Source organism: Marinobacter sediminum (assembly GCF_023657445.1).
Classification (GTDB): Bacteria; Pseudomonadota; Gammaproteobacteria; order Pseudomonadales; family Oleiphilaceae; genus Marinobacter; species Marinobacter sediminum_A.
Genome location: NZ_JAGTWY010000001.1, coordinates 1,691,887 through 1,708,605, shown reverse-complemented (window position 1 = coordinate 1,708,605; position 16,719 = coordinate 1,691,887). Strand labels below are relative to the sequence as shown.

Below are 16,719 nucleotides of genomic sequence, written 5' to 3'. Positions count from 1 at the left end.
GCTGACACGATGACTGACACAAAGAAACCGCTGGGGATTACGGACGTTATCCTGCGTGACGCCCACCAGTCCCTGCTTGCCACTCGTATGCGGCTTGATGACATGCTGCCCATTGCCGAGAAACTCGACAAGGTCGGTTTCTGGTCTCTGGAATCCTGGGGTGGGGCTACCTTCGACTCCTGCATCCGTTATCTGGGCGAAGACCCATGGGAGCGCATCCGCGAACTGAAAAAAGCGATGCCCAACACTCCGCAGCAAATGCTGCTGCGTGGCCAGAACCTGTTGGGTTACCGTCATTACGCGGATGATGTGGTGGATCGTTTCTGTGAGCGTGCCGCCGAGAATGGCGTCGACGTGTTCCGTATTTTTGATGCGATGAACGATCCTCGTAACCTGGATCGCGCCATCAAGGCCGTTCGTAAGACCGGCAAGCATGCCCAGGGCACGATTGCGTATACCACCAGCCCGGTCCACACCATCGAAATGTGGGTAGAGCTGGCGAAGGAAGTCGCCGATATGGGTGCGGACTCCATCGCCATCAAGGACATGGCGGGTATTCTCAAGCCTTATGTGGCTTTTGATCTGGTCAGCCGTCTGAAGAAAGAGCTGGACATCCCGATCCACATGCAGTGTCACGCAACCACTGGCATGTCGACTGCCACCGCCATCAAGGCAGCGGAAGCCGGTATTGATAATGTGGACACCGCTATCTCCTCCATGAGCATGACTTACGGTCACTCGCCCACCGAAGCCGTGGTCGCGATTCTGGAAGGTACTGACCGTGATACCGGTCTTGACCTGAACCTGCTCGAAGAAATTGCCAGTTACTTCCGTGAAGTCCGCAAGAAGTACGCAAAATTTGAAGGCAGCCTCCGCGGTACCGATTCCCGTATCCTGATTGCTCAGGTGCCTGGTGGCATGCTGACCAACATGGAAAACCAGCTGCGTGAACAGAACGCGAGCGACAAGTTCGACCAGGTTCTGGACGAGATTCCCAAGGTTCGTGAAGACCTGGGCTTCATCCCCCTGGTAACTCCGACTTCCCAGATCGTAGGTACCCAGGCGGTACTGAACGTTCTGACTGGCGAACGCTACAAGTCCATCTCCAAAGAAACGTCTGCAATCCTGAAAGGCGAGTACGGTGCTGCACCGGCGCCGATGAACAAGGAACTGCAGGAGCGTGTTCTGGATGGTAAAGAGCCTGTTACCTGTCGTCCGGCTGATCTGATCGAGCCGGAAATGGATAAGCTGAGCGACGAGCTGAAGAAACTGGCAGACGAGAAGGGCATCAAGCTGGCGGACAACACCGTTGATGATGTGCTGACCTACGCTCTGTTCCCGCAGATTGGTCTGAAATTCCTCGAAAATCGCGATAATCCGGATGCCTTTGAGCCGGTTCCGAGCGCTGCAGACGCAGCACCTGCCAAGAAGACCGACGGCCCAGAGACTTACACCGTTGACGTTAACGGTCAAAAGTACGTTGTCGCGGTTTCCGAAGGCGGTGAGATCACCCAGATTCAGGGTGAAGGCGGCGCTGCTTCCGCACCGGCAGCTTCTGCGGCGCCTGCGCCTGCAGCCGGCGAAGGCGAGCCCGTAGTTGCGCCTCTGGGTGGTAACATCTTCAAGATTCAGGTTTCTCCGGGCGATGCCGTGGAAGAAGGCGACGTGCTCATTATTCTGGAAGCCATGAAGATGGAAACCGAAATTCGCGCACCGAAGGCCGGTACTATCGGTGAAATCTTCATCAAGGTCGGTGATGCCGTCTCCCCTGATGATGAAATGCTGACAATCGCATAAAGGGCCAGCATTCCATGGAAAAATTAATGACTCTCTGGACAGGTAGTGGCCTGTTCAACATCGAGATCGGCCAGGTGATCATGATCGCCATCGGCCTTTTGCTACTCTATCTTGCGATCAACAAGAAATTTGAGCCGTTGCTTCTGGTACCCATCGGGTTCGGCGGCATTCTGGCGAATATTCCGGAGGCAGGCCTGGCCCTGACTGCGGCGGAAAATGCCATCCATTTCGCTCTGAAGAATGAGGCAACGCAGATTCTGGCTGCGCTGGCTGCGCCGCTGGATGTGGCCTACCAGGCCGGGCAGGCGGTAACGCCCGAACTGAAGGAAGTCTTCAAGGAAGCCGTGAAAGAGGCCAGCTACTCTGAAATGGCGATGGCCAACTCTGTTGCCCAGGACTTCGGTTACGGTAACGGAATGCTGTATAACTTCTATTCCGTCATTATCGGCAGTACGGTTGGTCCGCTACTGATCTTTATGGGTGTAGGGGCGATGACAGACTTCGGGCCGCTGCTTGCCAACCCGAAGACCCTGCTGCTGGGTGCTGCTGCACAGTTCGGTATCTTCGGTACGGTCATTGGTGCCGCGCTGTTGGATTGGACCGGGGTTCTGGATTTCACGATCCTGGAAGCGGCGGCTATCGGTATCATTGGTGGTGCAGATGGTCCGACGTCCATTTACGTGTCCAGTGTGCTGGCGCCTCACCTGATTGGTGCGATTGCGGTCTCTGCTTACGCCTACATGGCGCTGGTACCGATGATTCAGCCGCCCATTATGAAGGCGTTGACCTCGGCCGAGGAGCGCAAGATCAAGATGAGCCAGCTGCGCCCGGTCAGCAAGCAGGAAAAAATCATTTTTCCGCTGGTAGTGTTGATTGCAGTCGTTTTGTTCCTGCCGGATGCAGCGCCGCTGCTGGGTATGTTCACTTTCGGCAACCTGATGCGTGAGTGTGGCGTGGTTGAGCGTCTGAACGATACCGCCCAGAACGCGCTGATCAACATCGTGACGATCTTCCTCGGGTTGTCGGTTGGTTCCAAGCTGATGGCAGACAAGTTCCTGGATGGCCAGACTCTTGGCATCCTGGGCCTTGGCATTGTGGCATTTGGTGTTGGCACAGCGACCGGTATTCTGATGGCGAAGCTGATGAACAAGGTGAGCAAGGAGCAGATCAACCCGCTGATTGGCTCGGCTGGTGTATCTGCGGTGCCGATGGCAGCGCGGGTATCCAACAAGGTTGGTCTGGAAGCGAACCCGCAGAACTTCCTGCTGATGCACGCCATGGGCCCGAACGTGGCTGGTGTTATCGGCTCTGCGGTAGCTGCCGGTGTGATGATCAAACTGCTTAGCTGATCGTCTCTCTGCTGTACTGAAACCCCGCCCGGTGTAAGCCTGGCGGGGTTTTTTAATGGAAATTCCGGGAGCTGACCGGGAGCATTTTTATGAGATGGCTCAGGTCCGAAAGTTTGCCTGCCATGATATGAACAATATCTCCCTCTCTTTCCAGTACGCCTTTCACATGTAATAACCGGGCGGTTAGCAACGGTTTCCGCTGCCGCCGGGCGGTTTCGAGCCAGACTACGACATTCACATTTCCGGTCTCGTCTTCCAGAGTCACAAAGGTGACGCCGGAGGCGGAGCCCGGGCGTTGGCGCCCGGTGACCAGGCCGGCGACCTGAACCGGAATGCCGGCCTTGGTGGTTTTGAGTTGTTCGGCGCTCAGGCAGAACTGGAGGTGGCCCTGTTCCCGGAGCAGTGCCAGGGGATGGCGTTGCAGGGTCAGGCCCTGGCTGCTGTAGTCAGCCAATACATTTTGGCCTTCGGTGGGCTCTGGTAACTGCTCGCAGGTTTCCGGGGTGTAGTCTTCGTGCTCTTCTCCTGCGAACAGCTCGGCGGATTGTTCGTGCCCCAACAGTTGCCAATAGGCCTGGTGGCGATTGGCGGCGAACGCGGGCATGGCATTGGCGCCGGCCAGAAGTTCCATGTCCCGCTGGTTCAGGCCGGCCAGGCGGCGCAGTTCGCTGGCGGAGCGGTAGCCTTGTTGTGGGCGTTGTTGCTCGAGCCGTTCAGCGCCTTTGGCGGACAACCCCTGTATGAGTCTCAGCCCCAGTCGCAAATGGCGGTCGGGGCCTTCGAGGGTATGGTCCCACTGGCTGTGATTGACGTCTGGCGGCAGTACGCTAACGCTGTGACGGCGTGCATCCTGGACCAGTTGGGATGGCGAGTAGAACCCCATGGGCTGGCTATTGAGCAGGGCGCAGTAGAAGGCGGCCGGATGATGGTATTTGATCCAGGCGGAAACATAGACCAGCAGTGCAAAGCTGGCGGCGTGGGATTCCGGAAAGCCATAGCCGCCAAAACCACAAATCTGCTGGTAAAGCCGCTCGGCAAAGTCAGCGTCGTGGCCGCGTTCAAGCATGCCGGTGACCAGCTTTTCCCGGAACGGGGTCAGATCGCCGTGGGATTTCCAGGCGGCCATGGCCCGGCGGAGCTGGTCTGCCTCTCCGGCGGAGAAGCCAGCCGCAACCATGGCGAGTTTGATCACCTGCTCCTGGAAGATGGGTACGCCCAGGGTGCGCTCCAGCACCTTGCGGATGGCATCGTTGGGGTAATCCACCGGCTCCAGACCGTGTTTGCGCCGCAGGTAAGGGTGCACCATGTCGCCCTGTATGGGGCCGGGCCGCACGATGGCGACTTCGATCACCAGATCGTAATAGGTTTCCGGTTTCAGCCGGGGCAGCATGTTGATCTGGGCCCGGGATTCCACCTGGAATACCCCGATGCTGTCGCCTTTCTGCAACATGGCGTAGGTGGCGCGGTCTTCCTGGGGAATGTCCTGCATCCGGAACGTCTGGCCCTTTTCTTCGCTGATCAGGTCCAGGGCTTTGCGGATGGCGGACAGCATGCCCAGGGCCAGGACGTCGACCTTCATCAACCCCAGGCTTTCCAGATCGTCTTTATCCCACTGAATAACAGTACGGTCCGCCATGGCGGCATTTTCCACCGGCACCAGTTCGGCCAGCGGACCAGAGCTGATGACGAAACCGCCCACATGCTGGGAAAGGTGGCGAGGGAAACCAAGCAGGGTATTCACCAGAGTAAAGAACTGGTCGGCGACGTTCGGGTTCCGGGTCAGGCGCTTGTCGAGCACTTGCTGGCGCCAACCGGTGGCTTTGTCCCGCCAGTCGATGCCCTCCAGCAACTGCTCCACCAGCGCCGGATCGAACCCCAGTGCCTTGCCGACATCACGGATGGCGCTTCGGGGGCGGTAGCGAATAACCGTTGCGGCCAGCGCGGCCCGCTCCCGACTGTAGCGCTGGTAGATGTACTGGATGACTTCTTCCCTGCGCTCGTGCTCAAAATCCACGTCGATATCGGGCGGTTCATTGCGATCTTTGGAGATGAACCGTTCGAACAGGAGTTCCACCCGCGCCGGATTTACCTCGGTGATACCCAGGCAGTAACACACGGCGGAGTTGGCGGCTGAACCCCGGCCCTGGCAGAGGATGCCCTGGCTGCGGGCAAAGGCAACGATGTCGTGAATGGTGAGGAAGTAGTGCTCGTACTTCATCTCCGAGATCAGTCCCAGCTCCTTGCGGATCAGGGCCTGAACAGTCAGCGGGGTGCCATCCGGAAAACGTCGACGCTCGCCTTCGCGAGTCAGTCGCTTCAGGTAGGCGGCCGGGGTTTCGGTCTCCGGTACCAGATCCGGAGGGTATTCATAACGCAGGCTGCCGGGCTCAAAAGTGCACTGCTCAGCAATCCGAAGGGACTCCTGCAGCCAGGCTCCCGGAAACAGGCGTTGCAGTACCGGCAGAGGCCTGAGGTAGCGTTCACCATTCTGGAACAGGCAATGGCCGGCGTTTTCCAGGCTGGTGTGATTGCGCAGGGCAGTGAGTACGTCCTGCAGGGGCTGGCGCTCCCGGCTGTGCATGTGCACTTCACCGGTGGCTGTAATCGGGCAGCGCAACTGGCCGGCCAGCCAGCGGGCGCGGGCCAGTTGTTGTTCCTCGCCGGACTCCAGCGTGCGTGCGGCGGCAATCCAGAGGCGGTGCTCAAATAACCGGAGCAGCCACTCGCCGCAGGCCAGGGCCTGATCGGCGTTGGCCTGCGCGGGTGAGGGGGGCAACCAGAGGCACAGGCAATCCTCCAGGGCATGGGTTTCTGCGTCCTGGTAGAACAACTGGTACTGGCCCTTTTCTGCCCGGCGGCGGCCGGTGGTAATCAGCTGGCAAAGCTGGCCATAGCCTTTTCGGGTACGGGCCAGAAGGATAAACCGGGGAGTACTGGCGCCGGGCGGCGTATCGTGCAGCTCGAACCAGCTGCCGGTAATCAGTTTCACCGGGCTTTCCTTCAATGCCGCCCAGGCGCGGGGGATGCCAGCCACGGAACAGGCATCGGTGATGGCCAGGGCGGCATACCCCAGCTCCGCAGCCCGCTCCGCCAGTTCCTGGGGGTGGGATGCGCCGGTCAGGAAGGTGAAGTTGCTGAAGCAGAACAGCTCGGCGTAGGTAGGCTCACTCATCAGCCAAACCAGCCATGCACGAACCAGCCATCCCGCACATCCCGAAACACCCAGGCCAGCTGACCATTGTTCAGTTGGGCTATGTAATAGTCCCGGTGTACCCGCTGGCCGTCCCACCAGCCACCGCTGATCCGTTCCGGGCCGGAAAACCAGACCCTCGGGGCCTCTGTGAGCGGTTGGGCCCCTTGCAGCAGCCAAAGGGGGCGGCGTGGCAGAAGATGGTTATCCGTGGCCGCTGGCCGGGTATTGCGCTGGATTTCAGAGGCGCTCCAGGCCTGTTCCGGACGGTGATCCGCCTGGGGTGTCAGCTGCTTCAGGGCGTTCTCGCCAAGCCGGGCCTGCAGCCGGCTCATCAGGGTATGCCAGGCCTCGTTCAGATCCTGTGTTTCACCCAGCAGATCCTGCCCGGCCGCAGCTTCCCGCCCCAGAAAGCGTTTTACGGACAGCAGAAGCGATATGACCGGTGCCCGCAGAGGCTGCTGCTCAAACCGCAGGCGGATCAGGTTCAGAAAAGCTTCCGCCCGATGCTCCGGGCCCGAGGTGCGGATGCGCAGGCGGGTAGGTTCTTCATGCCGGTGATGAAGGACCAGCAACAGGCTGTCGGTATCCTGCTGACGCCAGCACAGATCCTCTTCCAGCTCTGACAGGATGCGCTGCAGCGGAAACAGCAACCCCTGCGACTGTTCAATTTCCTGGACAAAGTCGGCCTCTTGCCGGAAGTGGTGCGGGGGCTGCCAGGGGGATTGGGGGTCTGGCCGGGCGCCCTGAATTTTCTGCACATGAGCCAGGGTTTCCGGAGACAGCCGGCGGGCGAGCTCTGCCGCCGGCAAATCAAAAACCTCCCCCAGGGTGTTCAGCCCCAGCCGTTGCAAACGGGTACAGGTACGGGAATCAAACTCCGCAGCTGGCAGGGGCATCCTGCCAAGGGTTCGAAGAATATGCCCCTGGTCAGACGTGCACTCACCCTTACCGGCCCGGGCGATCAGGCGGGCCGCCAGTGGTGTTTGGCCAATGCCTGGCCAGGCTGTCAGCTGGCGCTCATCCAGTGCCTGCTCCACCGTCTGCCAGACGGCCGGAAGGCCACCGTACAACCGTTGCAAACTCCCGATTTCAGCCAGCAGGCCATCCGGTGGTGCCAGCACAATGTGAGCCGCGTAGCGGTAGAGCCAGCGGGCCTGATCTTCCAGAATCCGGGCTTCCTGCTGGTGATCCGCCCGCACCATACCAAGCTCCGGTGCCAGGCTGATGGCGGTTTTCAGGCGCATACCGGCATGCACGCCCAGGTCCCGGGCTTCCGGGCAGGCCTGAATGACCTTCTGGCCGGAACCCTCCACGATGACGAGCGCGTCTGTACCCTCGCGTGAGCGACGGATATGGTCCAGTAACAGGTGAGGGAAGTGCAGGTACAACCAGAGCATGGCGGAACTACCGGGCTGAGTCAGGCCAGGGGCCCTGGACCACACGGGGCGCCTCACGGAAGGACAGGTCCGCCCGGTGGGCCATGGCCAGCGAACAACGCTGACCGGGCCAACTGCCGCGGCGCTTCACCACATTCACTTTCAGGTCCTGCTGGTCTCCGGGTTCCAGTTCAAGGCGAAGGGCGGCCGGGGAATTCTGCCCGGCGTAGCGGCGCTCACGGAACAACACGCACACATTGCTGCCGGCCTCTGCGGCCAGCTGCAAACGCCGGACTTCCCGGGAGGCCAGCTTTCCTGGCCAGGCCATCACCAGTCCTGTTACCGGTGAACGAAGGCAGTTTTCCAGCGTCCACAGGAAATCGCCTTCGTCTTCGGTGTGGACCATGACCACCTGATCAAGATTCACGCCTTCCCGTGCCAGGGCAGGGGCGTAGGGAGTGTGTGGCGGGTTCAGCCAGAACACGGTTTTGCCGTTATGGGACAGCCGTTGCATCAATGGCAGCAGCAGATGCAGTTCGCCAATGCCGGGTGTGTCCAGCAGGCATTCACTCAGGGCACCCCGGGGCCAGCCAAGGCCGCCGAGCTGGTTATCCAGGACCTGGTAGCCGGTTGGTTCTGCCGGCTGAGTAGTTTGTACGTGCCGGTGCCCCTGCCAGACGCGGGCATCCTGCATCAGCGTGTTCAGAAGCTCGCTCATGGGAAGACTCTCAAAGTACTGTTTAAATATACAGTATTCTGAAAGCGGCCGGATTTCAAGGGAAGGGTTGATAAAGCGAAGGGCACAACCCACGCTTGTAGTACAGCCATCAACCATGGAGGTTGAAATGAGTGACCTGAAAGCACACAGCTGTGAAGCCTGCAGCCCAAACGCCCCCAAAGCGACCGAGGAAGAAAAACAGCAGCTGCACAAAGACGTTCCGGACTGGGAAATTCTCGACATTGACGGAGAAGAGCGGCTTCATAAGGTCTACAAACTCAAAAACTTTGTTAAGGCTCTGGAATTAACCAACAAGATTGGCGACCTGGCTGAAGCCGAAGACCATCATCCCGTGGTTGTCCTGGAGTACGGAAGAGTCGCGGTAAGCTGGTGGAGCCACGAAATTGGTGGCCTGCACAAAAATGATTTCATCCTGGCAGCAAGAACAGACGCTGCCTTCAACGATATGCAATAACCCTGATTGTGGCGGAACCCTGCTTCCGCCGCGTTCCCTCCGGAGGCCTAGAACCCCTCATCGACAGGACTGCGTACGCCGGCCGCCTGATGCCGGAGGCTATGGAAGCGGATAAACCGTTTGATCCAGAACAGATAGGTTTTCTCCGTTTTATACGCCATGCCTCGCAGACGTAAAAAACTCCGAACCTTGTCCAAAAACGGGTTGTTGCGCAGGTATCGGGGTGGTAAATCCATATCCAGTCATCCTTAAACACTATTTTCATATACAGCATATTAGTGTGAGCCAACGTCAAGGAGCTGATGTTTGGCGGAGTTATACGAACGCGTTCGCAAAACTCCAAGGCATCACATGAGAAATGAAGGTAACTATCTGATAGGGTTGAAAGTTGGAATACGAAGGGCGAAGTTATACGCCCATGGCTAGGAGCAGGAGTGGCTCAGGAACGGGCGATAACTCCGGCGGTAGCCGTGGTAACGGGTGCTCAAGATGCTCTTTTTACTGAAGAATTTGGCCCCTGTTCGCGGAAGTTTGACCGGACTTTTACGAACGGATGATATACGAACGCGTTCGTATAATTAGCTGTTAGGAACACGTTTTACTGAATGGAATTAGAATGAAAATTCATCACTTTATGGCCGCCACGCTTTTTCTTTCCGGTTGTGCATCGGGGCCAAGGTCATACGATGGTGTGCTTGGTTATCACACCGAGCCTCTACCAGCTGGAATTCAGGTCACTTATGTGGATGAAGCAGATATTAGTACAGAGAAAATACTCTCTCACATTTCTGAAGTTTGTAATGACGCACTCGGTCCGACCGCGACGGCACCATCTGTTAAGGTGAAATCGGTGACCGAATACGAGCGTCAAGTTGGAATGAGTGTACTAATACCTGTTGGCGTTCAGACTATCGGGACATCTTCAAACGGTGGGAGCAGTCTTCCAGGCGCTACAATACAGAGTTCGGTCACCCAAACGGATACTGTTTTTCGCAATATTAAACTCAAAAAAGTGGTGGCACTTTGTTCAACCGCGCCCTAACCAGTGCAGGCACGGCGACGCCCATTACATTGCGCCTTTGGCTCCATTCCATGGGCGCGCATGCTGCAAGCGTTAGCTGCCAAGTAGGAAGCGCATATCGATAATTTGACTTGGATTGTCATCGGTGGATTTCTCATGAGCGCCATCGCCTTGGTGGGCAGTGTCACCGTAGTGCTCAAGCCGGCTACCCTTGATCGTTTGCTGCTTCCCTTTGTCTCCCTTGCAGCGGGAACACTGATTGGTGGTGCCTTGTTTCACATGATTCCGGAGGGTTCTGCCGCCCTCGACCCGTTGGCCGCCAGCATGTGGCTCGCCGCTGGCTTTGTCACCTTTCTGGGTTTGGAGCTGTTTCTTAACTGGCACCACTCACACAGTTCCCAACGTACAGGACGCGAACCAGTAACCTATCTGATCCTTGTTGGTGATGCTGTTCACAATTTTCTCGGCGGCCTGGGGATTGCTAGCACCTTCCTGATCAATCCTGCTGCCGGCATTACCGCTTGGGTGGCGGCGGCAGCCCACGAGGTTCCACAGGAGTTGGGCGACTTTGGTATTCTGGTGCGCGGTGGCTTTCCTCGACGAAATGCTTTGCTGTGGAATTTCCTCTCGGCACTGACTTTTCCTCTGGGAGCCCTCGTCGCTTATTTTGCAGCCCAACAGTTTGAAGTGTCCGGTTTGGTGCTTTTTGGCGCAGGCAATTTCATTTACATTGCCGCTTCCGACTTGGTACCGGAGATCAAGGCAAATAAAAGCTTCCGCGCCGCAGCCACGCATTTCGGTTTCTTTTCAGTCGGGATAGCACTGACGCTATTCCTCGCAATGTGGAATACATGAACGAGTCAGCTAACAAGGCGCTGCTGTCGGACAAATTCTCCGCTGCGCTACAAATTTGCCGCAGAGCGCAGCGTTTTAGCTGCACAAGAATAAAGACATGGACATAACAATACCCACAGCACTTAAAGCTCTTTCTTCTGGTGGCTCCGCTGCGAAGTCGATTACTTCATGGTGGAATAAATCAAAAGGTGATTCACGCGCACTAGTTGGGGAGCTCAAAGATAACCTATCGTATCTCGATATGGTCGCTTCTGATGGTGTACCGCTAGGCGATGTTGCAGAGAAACTATCAGTGACTGAATACAAGCGCCTAGCTAATGAAGGTTTCAACTTTAACAAGCTCAAGAAATCTAAAATAACGAAATATCCGTCACTTCAAGGGACGGACTTGGAGAAATGGGGAGGGAAAGAAACCGAAGAATTGGTTGTTTCTATTTACGACAAGATAAACGAAATCAAAATACGTTTCCCTCATGTTGGTAATAGTACGAATTATCGTTGGGGAGTGAGGGTAATCAATATTCGTAAAAGAATATGGCTGCTGTTGAAGCATGTCAGCAGCTAACAAGGCGCTGCTGTCGGACAAATTTTCCGCAGAGCGCGGCGTTAGGCATCAAAACTAGGATTGGCAATGGCGAGACTAGATACACGGTTGGAGGCAGAAGGAGCTGAGTTTTTGGTTCTGGGACAGCTTTTGCTCCACAAAATTGCCTCCTACAAGACTTATACAAATATGCCTGGTTACGATCTTGTCGCGACAAACCCCGAGTCGAATAGATCCGCAATGGTTCAAGTAAAAAGTCGTTGGCGAACCGGCGCTGGTGGGTTTCCAATCAAAAACTTCAACTGCGATTTCGTTGTTGTGGTGCTGCTTAACCGGGGCTCGAAGGACGGTAAAAAAGAGGTCATGCCGCCGAATTATTTCGTCTTCCCGGTAGCCATTGTGGAGTCAGCTCCACGAAGCGAAAACTGGGGCAAAGTAAACCTTAAAGATATTCCCGATTACGAGGAATACGAAGAAAAATGGCACCTCATCGCTGATTTTCTGCGAGGTAAAAATGCCTAACAAATCAATTAAGTTCGTTCCGGCCGTTGGCCTCCACCGGACGCCCTTGTCAGGGCGCCGCTTATTTCAGCGTTAGCACTTTATGAATCATCTCGAACAGCTCGTTGCTGAGTGGTATGAATACAGAGGGTATTTCGTCCGCCGGAATATTCAGGTTGGGCCTCGTGCGAATGGTGGCTACGAGTGCGAGCTAGATGTGGTGGCGTTTCATCCTGGGCATCAACACCTGGTTCACATCGAACCATCTATGGATGCGCACTCATGGGCAAAACGTGAGCAGCGTTACGGCAAAAAGTTTGAAGCCGGGCGGCAACATATCCCAGCGCTGTTTGAGGGCATAAGCTTACCCAAAGAGATTGAGCAAATCGCACTCCTTGGGTTTGCCAGCAATGCGAACGTAAAGACGCTGGCAGGTGGTCGAGTAATGACAACCTCCGAGCTATTTGGAGAAATCGTTGCCGGGATTGGAGACAAGAGAATTGCCACGGCGGCTATACCAGAGCAGTTTCCGCTGCTGCGAACTATTCAGTTCGCCAGCGAGCACCGTCATGCCGCTGGCTGGTGCTAACAAGGTGGTTAACGGGACGCCAACTACGCTGCGCTCCGTTGCCGACCGTTACCACCGGCGTTAAGTGTTTTCATGGAGGAAACTGTGAGTAAGTATCAAATTGCCCAGCTAAACATTGCCACGCTGATGGCTCCAACCGATTTGCCTCAGCTTTCAGGTTTCGTCGAGAATTTGGACAGGATCAACGCGTTGGCTGAGGATTCCCCTGGTTTCGTCTGGCGCTTGCAAACCGAAGAAGGTGATGCCACCGGCATTGATTATTTCGGCTCCGATAAGATCGTGAATCTTTCTCTCTGGGATTCGGTCGAGGCTTTGCATAATTACGTTTATCGGTCTGCCCACGTTGAGATCATGCATCGCAAGAAAGAGTGGTTCCACAAAATGGGTGAGGCATACATGGTTCTTTGGTGGGTGCCTGCCGGTCACATTCCGTCAGTCGAAGAAGCAGCGCGAAAACTAAACATCCTGAGAGAGCACGGACCAACCGCCGAGGCTTTCACGTTCAAAAAAGCCTTCCCGGCTCCCAGTGAATTGGCCAGCGTGCCGGCCGATACTTTGGGTGGTGAATGTCCAGCCACTTAACAAATCAATTAAGTTCGTTCCGGCCTTCGGCCTCCACCGGACGGCCCTGTCGGGCCGCCGCTTATTTTCGGCGTTAGGCAAAAATATGCAAGACCAATTTGAAACCCGGATAGAGCAAATAACTGATCGGTATCTGCAGGCAAGTTTTGGTTTGTGGAATGCTCTCCTTACAATTAATGGTCTTATTCTCGCTGCAGCAACACTGGTCTCAGGTGAGGATGTTTCATTGGTACAACTCGCTGTAGTGGCTCTTGCTTTGGTCGCAATCACGCTACTCACTTGCAACTATTTAGTGGTGAAGAGCACGTACTTCCGGATCGGCAGAGTTTTGGCTGAAGATCCAGAAAATCTTACCGATAAGCAGATGGAAAAAGACCTCAAAAAATCCCAACTGAAGTTTCAACTATCCAAATGGTCAGAAAACGGCTGCTTGTTTATTTTGTTGATCCAGGCTGGCCTTCTGGTATTCGGCTTAAGCTATGAGATTGCCTAACCAGTTGTTTCAGTTTGTTCCGGGCCTGTAGGCCCTCCACCGGACGCCCTTGTCAGGGCGCCGCTGAACAAAAGCGTTAAGGCAATCTGAGATGACCTCAATATCAATGGACGAGATCAAAGCTAATTATATTGCTTCGATGGGGTCGGAACTGGGCTCTTGTTTTTATGAGCTCTACTATAAGGTCACAGAACTTCATATTTTTTGGCAACAATATAGACAACTTTTTGGTACGGACTCGGAGACGGTAGAGTTACTGAACAGAACTGCGAGCCTGTTTTTTAAAGTCGTGCAAGATCAGCTTTGGGATAGTGTTTTACTAGGTATCTCTCGACTCACTGACCCACCGAAAACCGGCAAGAATAAAAATCTGACTCTCCGTTCTCTACCAGGATTGATTCCAGAAGAGTCGCTACGCACTGAGGTGGAAGCCCTCTGTGAGAAAGCCGTCGCAGAGGCGGAATTTGCAAGGCAGCACAGAAATAAGCGTATTGCTCATCAGGACCATGAGTACCTGTTGAACAGAGAGGCAAGTACGTTGGCCGGTATCAGCAGGCAAAGGATTGAAGCGATTCTTAAAGCTTGCTCAGCTGTGATGAACCACATAGACGGTCGTTATCGTGATACTACCGTCATGTATCACAAGTTTGTTGACGGAAGCGGTGCGCGGTTGCTGGCACACAAGCTCAGAGTTTTTGAAAAACTCAAGAGTGAGAGCAAAAAGCCTTAACAAGGTGGTCAGCGGGACGCCAACTACGCTGCGCTCCGTTGCCACCCGTTACCACTGGCGTTATGTGCCCGAGTTACGTACTGGGCTTTCCTCCTTGGCGATTTGAGGCGATAAATGAAGGTTATCGATTACGACAGGATTGAAGAATGGGAGCCCTGGATAGATGAGATTATATTGGGAGCTGCCCCAAATGGATTGGTAGAAGCTATTTCTGAAGCCGAGCCCGAATATATCGAAGATGCCGCTGATGTTTTGTATCAATTTATGGATAGGGATTGTTTAGTAGATCTTTTGGTAAGCAGTCTCAAAAAATTTCGCGTCAGGGTGTATCACGGAACGCGACTTTCACCACGCGAGCTAGCTGATATAAAAGATAATGGACTCCGCCCTCTAACTTTAGAGAGAAGAAAGCACACGCTAACAGAGGTATTTAAGGAGCACCCCGAGTGGGAAGCAGTAAAACACAATCTTGACAGTGTGCTAAAACAACTAGGGCCCGGAAATAGAGCTGGTCGAAGAGAAGATGGAAATATTCATGTTTGCTTTTCCAAAAAGGGACTTCTGGAAGGTTGTAGCCATTATTTAACCCACGGGGCGGAAGTTGATGGTCATGTAGCCTATATGATTTTTGAGGACTTTACAGCGGCGGAACAGCTATTAAGAATGAACCGAGCTCCATATTTGATTTCATTTTTAGCTGATTTTGAGTCAGCGCTGTCAGCTGCCAACCCCCTCGGCTTCAATGGTAAAGAAGTACCCTCACTCATAAAACTAATCGTTGAGTCTTGGGCGTACCGAAAATACCGAGCAATGTTTAGTCCTGAAAATCTCCGTGATTGTACGGCAGCAATGTTTCATGGTGCTAAGCCCTACAATGGGTTAGAAAACATTGAGGCGGTGAGTGAAAATTCAATCATTTCTTATTAAAGCACATAACCAGGGGCTGCAGCGGATCGGTTTTCCGGCGCGGTGCGCCTCCAAATCGGCCGCTGAGCCCAAGCGTTAGAGTTTTCCAAAAGGAGTTACCTGAGCATGTCCGATAGTGAAAATAGATCGGGTGGTAATAGGTGGTGGGAATTCTATTTTGTACGTTACTTCGTAGGCACAGTCGTTGGGGGGGCGATCATTCTATTTCTGAATGCGTCAGAAACCTCAAGCCTTCAAAACCTCATCATCCCCGGTGTCACTGACGTCTCAAAGCTCGATGTGCAACACCTATTCCTTCTCGCAGCAATGGGGTTAGCGTATTGCTACATTTCAAGTGCCCCTATTCTTGTGCTCCATGCATCACGGGGAGCGTTTTTAACTCACAACACCAAGGTATTCAATAGGGTATTTTATGGTGCGCTCTTTGTTGTGGGGGTAGTTGCAGTTGCTTTTTATTTCCTTTGTTCAAAGCTAAATATGCCGGTTTTTATGGCGACAGTCCTATTTGCTCTCCTTATGTCTCTACAGATCGTGCCATTTGGATTTTCTCTCTTAAAAAACGGAGAACGGGCCCATACTTATTATAGGCAACTAACTAAGGCTAGAAGCGGTGACACAGAGGAAGCACGACAATATATTGAGTCTTACAAACACCTTCGCGAACATGGGAATGCTTTTTTCATTCTTCTGTTCGAATTGGCCCTGGGTATCATATTGGTGGCAGCCCCTAAACCGTCGATAGCTTTCAATGTGCTGCTTTTTTGGATCATCCCTGCTGCACTGGTTTGGCTGATCGGAACTGTTCTGGAGGCAAGGTTTTCGAATGAGCCGCCCCAACCCTAAAAAAATGTTAGAGCTATGGGGGAAGGTTGTGAGTCTAAGTCTAATCCCGTTGTTCAATAAGGATTGCGAGCTCGTGGGGTGGTTAGAACCCGACGAACACGTCTTCGATACATCTATGCAATGGGCTGCCTACGTTCGAAATGACCATGCATGGTCAGCAGACAACGGCAGCTGGCTCGGTGCTATTGAGGGGTTCGTGTGCCGGGATACTAGTGGCAAGCCGGTGGCTTGGAATCCGGATCAGGTTGTTTCAGGCACCCCAAACCACCAAGGCCTCCAAAAGCTCCGAGAAGCCCAAAACCACCGAGGCCGCCGAAGCCTCCAAGGCCACCGAAACCGGCCAAACCACCAACTCCACCGGGTGGTTGGTCAACCTTGAGTTTTGTGGCATGGCTGACTCAGTAAGCTCTAACAAGGCGCTTAAGTTTGTTCCGGCCTACGGCCTCCACCGGACGCCCTTGTCAGGGGGCCGCTTAGCTTCGCGTTAAAGGGAAAGGAAATGCCACAGATACCGATAGAAGGGCAGGCTTTAACGTATAACCGAGACCCTGATAAGTGCCCTCTATGTCACCACGGCATACGTGCACTGAACATCGGAAGTAACCTGATTTCAAGGTCTGACCTAGACGGGGGCAGTACTGTCCAGATTCTTTATCGCTGCCCACCTAATGAATGCCAAAGAGCGTTTATAGCCTCTTACACACAGGATAGAGACCATAGAACCCA

At 54.6% G+C, this 16,719-nt stretch carries 18 protein-coding genes; 14 read left to right on the top strand and 4 right to left on the bottom strand.

Translation table 11 applies throughout. The features are described from left to right. Positions 1-9 precede the first annotated feature (9 nt). Together oadA and KFJ24_RS08130 are read left to right on the top strand one after the other, a co-directional pair. Positions 10-1,797, top strand: a complete 1,788-nt coding sequence (oadA, locus tag KFJ24_RS08135) for a sodium-extruding oxaloacetate decarboxylase subunit alpha (RefSeq protein ID WP_250830570.1) — start codon at positions 10-12, stop codon at positions 1,795-1,797. Positions 1,798-1,811: 14 nt separating this feature from the next. After that, complete coding sequence (locus tag KFJ24_RS08130) at positions 1,812-3,146, top strand: sodium ion-translocating decarboxylase subunit beta (RefSeq protein WP_434968005.1); 1,335 nt, start codon at positions 1,812-1,814, stop codon at positions 3,144-3,146. 52 nt (positions 3,147-3,198) lie between these two features. Here KFJ24_RS08130 and KFJ24_RS08125 read toward each other — a convergent pair whose 3' ends face one another. From KFJ24_RS08125 to imuA, 3 genes are read right to left on the bottom strand one after another with little or no spacing between them, the layout of a single operon-like run. Further along, complete coding sequence (locus KFJ24_RS08125; RefSeq protein ID WP_250830568.1) at positions 3,199-6,318, bottom strand: error-prone DNA polymerase; 3,120 nt, start codon at positions 6,316-6,318, stop codon at positions 3,199-3,201. Continuing rightward, positions 6,318-7,736 carry a Y-family DNA polymerase gene (locus KFJ24_RS08120; RefSeq protein WP_250830567.1) on the bottom strand — a complete coding sequence of 473 codons (1,419 nt, stop codon included), beginning with the start codon at positions 7,734-7,736 and terminating at the stop codon, positions 6,318-6,320. The genes KFJ24_RS08125 and KFJ24_RS08120 overlap by 1 nt, the downstream gene beginning before the upstream one ends. A 7-nt stretch (positions 7,737-7,743) precedes the next feature. Further along, positions 7,744-8,433, bottom strand: a complete 690-nt coding sequence (gene imuA, locus KFJ24_RS08115) for a translesion DNA synthesis-associated protein ImuA (protein ID WP_250830566.1) — start codon at positions 8,431-8,433, stop codon at positions 7,744-7,746. Positions 8,434-8,560: 127 nt separating this feature from the next. On the opposite strand from imuA, the gene KFJ24_RS08110 reads away from it, so the two are divergent. Further along, complete coding sequence (locus KFJ24_RS08110; protein ID WP_250830565.1) at positions 8,561-8,908, top strand: 4a-hydroxytetrahydrobiopterin dehydratase; 348 nt, start codon at positions 8,561-8,563, stop codon at positions 8,906-8,908. Between the two features lie 47 nt (positions 8,909-8,955). On the opposite strand, the gene KFJ24_RS08105 is transcribed toward KFJ24_RS08110, so the two are convergent. Further along, the gene (locus KFJ24_RS08105) at positions 8,956-9,144 is read right to left on the bottom strand and encodes a phage integrase N-terminal SAM-like domain-containing protein (RefSeq protein ID WP_284709169.1); all 189 of its coding nucleotides are present in this window, start codon (positions 9,142-9,144) and stop codon (positions 8,956-8,958) included. A gap of 380 nt (positions 9,145-9,524) precedes the next feature. On the opposite strand from KFJ24_RS08105, the gene KFJ24_RS08100 reads away from it, so the two are divergent. The 11 genes from KFJ24_RS08100 to KFJ24_RS18285 all read left to right on the top strand — a co-directional run bounded on the left by KFJ24_RS08100 (position 9,525) and on the right by KFJ24_RS18285 (position 16,372). Continuing rightward, entirely contained in the window at positions 9,525-9,950 is a 426-nt protein-coding gene (locus tag KFJ24_RS08100; protein ID WP_250830564.1) for a hypothetical protein, read from the top strand. Between the two features lie 135 nt (positions 9,951-10,085). Further along, positions 10,086-10,784 carry a ZIP family metal transporter gene (locus KFJ24_RS08095; RefSeq protein WP_250830563.1) on the top strand — a complete coding sequence of 233 codons (699 nt, stop codon included), beginning with the start codon at positions 10,086-10,088 and terminating at the stop codon, positions 10,782-10,784. A 97-nt stretch (positions 10,785-10,881) separates the two neighbouring features. Further along, complete coding sequence (locus KFJ24_RS08090) at positions 10,882-11,349, top strand: hypothetical protein (protein WP_250830562.1); 468 nt, start codon at positions 10,882-10,884, stop codon at positions 11,347-11,349. Between the two features lie 66 nt (positions 11,350-11,415). Beyond that, on the top strand, positions 11,416-11,850 hold the full coding sequence (locus KFJ24_RS08085) for a hypothetical protein (protein ID WP_250830561.1): 435 nt from the start codon (positions 11,416-11,418) through the stop codon (positions 11,848-11,850). 82 nt (positions 11,851-11,932) lie between these two features. After that, a complete protein-coding gene (locus tag KFJ24_RS08080; RefSeq protein WP_250830560.1) occupies positions 11,933-12,418 on the top strand; it encodes a hypothetical protein in 486 nt (161 codons plus the stop codon). An 84-nt stretch (positions 12,419-12,502) separates the two neighbouring features. Continuing rightward, entirely contained in the window at positions 12,503-13,000 is a 498-nt protein-coding gene (locus KFJ24_RS08075; RefSeq protein WP_250832589.1) for a DUF3291 domain-containing protein, read from the top strand. Between the two features lie 85 nt (positions 13,001-13,085). Next, entirely contained in the window at positions 13,086-13,493 is a 408-nt protein-coding gene (locus tag KFJ24_RS08070) for a hypothetical protein (protein WP_250830559.1), read from the top strand. A gap of 91 nt (positions 13,494-13,584) precedes the next feature. Continuing rightward, positions 13,585-14,223, top strand: coding sequence for a hypothetical protein (locus KFJ24_RS08065; protein WP_250830558.1), 639 nt, complete (start codon positions 13,585-13,587; stop codon positions 14,221-14,223). Positions 14,224-14,337: 114 nt separating this feature from the next. After that, the gene (locus KFJ24_RS08060; RefSeq protein ID WP_250830557.1) at positions 14,338-15,150 is read left to right on the top strand and encodes a hypothetical protein; all 813 of its coding nucleotides are present in this window, start codon (positions 14,338-14,340) and stop codon (positions 15,148-15,150) included. Positions 15,151-15,255: 105 nt separating this feature from the next. Continuing rightward, positions 15,256-15,993 carry a hypothetical protein gene (locus tag KFJ24_RS08055; protein ID WP_250830556.1) on the top strand — a complete coding sequence of 246 codons (738 nt, stop codon included), beginning with the start codon at positions 15,256-15,258 and terminating at the stop codon, positions 15,991-15,993. Then, positions 15,974-16,372, top strand: coding sequence for a 4-fold beta flower protein (locus KFJ24_RS18285; protein ID WP_434968004.1), 399 nt, complete (start codon positions 15,974-15,976; stop codon positions 16,370-16,372). The genes KFJ24_RS08055 and KFJ24_RS18285 overlap by 20 nt, the downstream gene beginning before the upstream one ends. Positions 16,373-16,719: the final 347 nt, after the last annotated feature.

Coding starts and splice junctions, on each gene's coding strand:
- oadA (WP_250830570.1), top strand. CDS start 10: ATGACTGACACAAAGAAACCGCTGGGGATTACGGACGTTATCCTGCGT.
- KFJ24_RS08130 (WP_434968005.1), top strand. CDS start 1,812: ATGGAAAAATTAATGACTCTCTGGACAGGTAGTGGCCTGTTCAACATC.
- KFJ24_RS08125 (WP_250830568.1), bottom strand. CDS start 6,318: ATGAGTGAGCCTACCTACGCCGAGCTGTTCTGCTTCAGCAACTTCACC.
- KFJ24_RS08120 (WP_250830567.1), bottom strand. CDS start 7,736: ATGCTCTGGTTGTACCTGCACTTCCCTCACCTGTTACTGGACCATATC.
- imuA (WP_250830566.1), bottom strand. CDS start 8,433: ATGAGCGAGCTTCTGAACACGCTGATGCAGGATGCCCGCGTCTGGCAG.
- KFJ24_RS08110 (WP_250830565.1), top strand. CDS start 8,561: ATGAGTGACCTGAAAGCACACAGCTGTGAAGCCTGCAGCCCAAACGCC.
- KFJ24_RS08105 (WP_284709169.1), bottom strand. CDS start 9,144: ATGGATTTACCACCCCGATACCTGCGCAACAACCCGTTTTTGGACAAG.
- KFJ24_RS08100 (WP_250830564.1), top strand. CDS start 9,525: ATGAAAATTCATCACTTTATGGCCGCCACGCTTTTTCTTTCCGGTTGT.
- KFJ24_RS08095 (WP_250830563.1), top strand. CDS start 10,086: ATGAGCGCCATCGCCTTGGTGGGCAGTGTCACCGTAGTGCTCAAGCCG.
- KFJ24_RS08090 (WP_250830562.1), top strand. CDS start 10,882: ATGGACATAACAATACCCACAGCACTTAAAGCTCTTTCTTCTGGTGGC.
- KFJ24_RS08085 (WP_250830561.1), top strand. CDS start 11,416: ATGGCGAGACTAGATACACGGTTGGAGGCAGAAGGAGCTGAGTTTTTG.
- KFJ24_RS08080 (WP_250830560.1), top strand. CDS start 11,933: ATGAATCATCTCGAACAGCTCGTTGCTGAGTGGTATGAATACAGAGGG.
- KFJ24_RS08070 (WP_250830559.1), top strand. CDS start 13,086: ATGCAAGACCAATTTGAAACCCGGATAGAGCAAATAACTGATCGGTAT.
- KFJ24_RS08065 (WP_250830558.1), top strand. CDS start 13,585: ATGACCTCAATATCAATGGACGAGATCAAAGCTAATTATATTGCTTCG.
- KFJ24_RS08060 (WP_250830557.1), top strand. CDS start 14,338: ATGAAGGTTATCGATTACGACAGGATTGAAGAATGGGAGCCCTGGATA.
- KFJ24_RS08055 (WP_250830556.1), top strand. CDS start 15,256: ATGTCCGATAGTGAAAATAGATCGGGTGGTAATAGGTGGTGGGAATTC.
- KFJ24_RS18285 (WP_434968004.1), top strand. CDS start 15,974: ATGAGCCGCCCCAACCCTAAAAAAATGTTAGAGCTATGGGGGAAGGTT.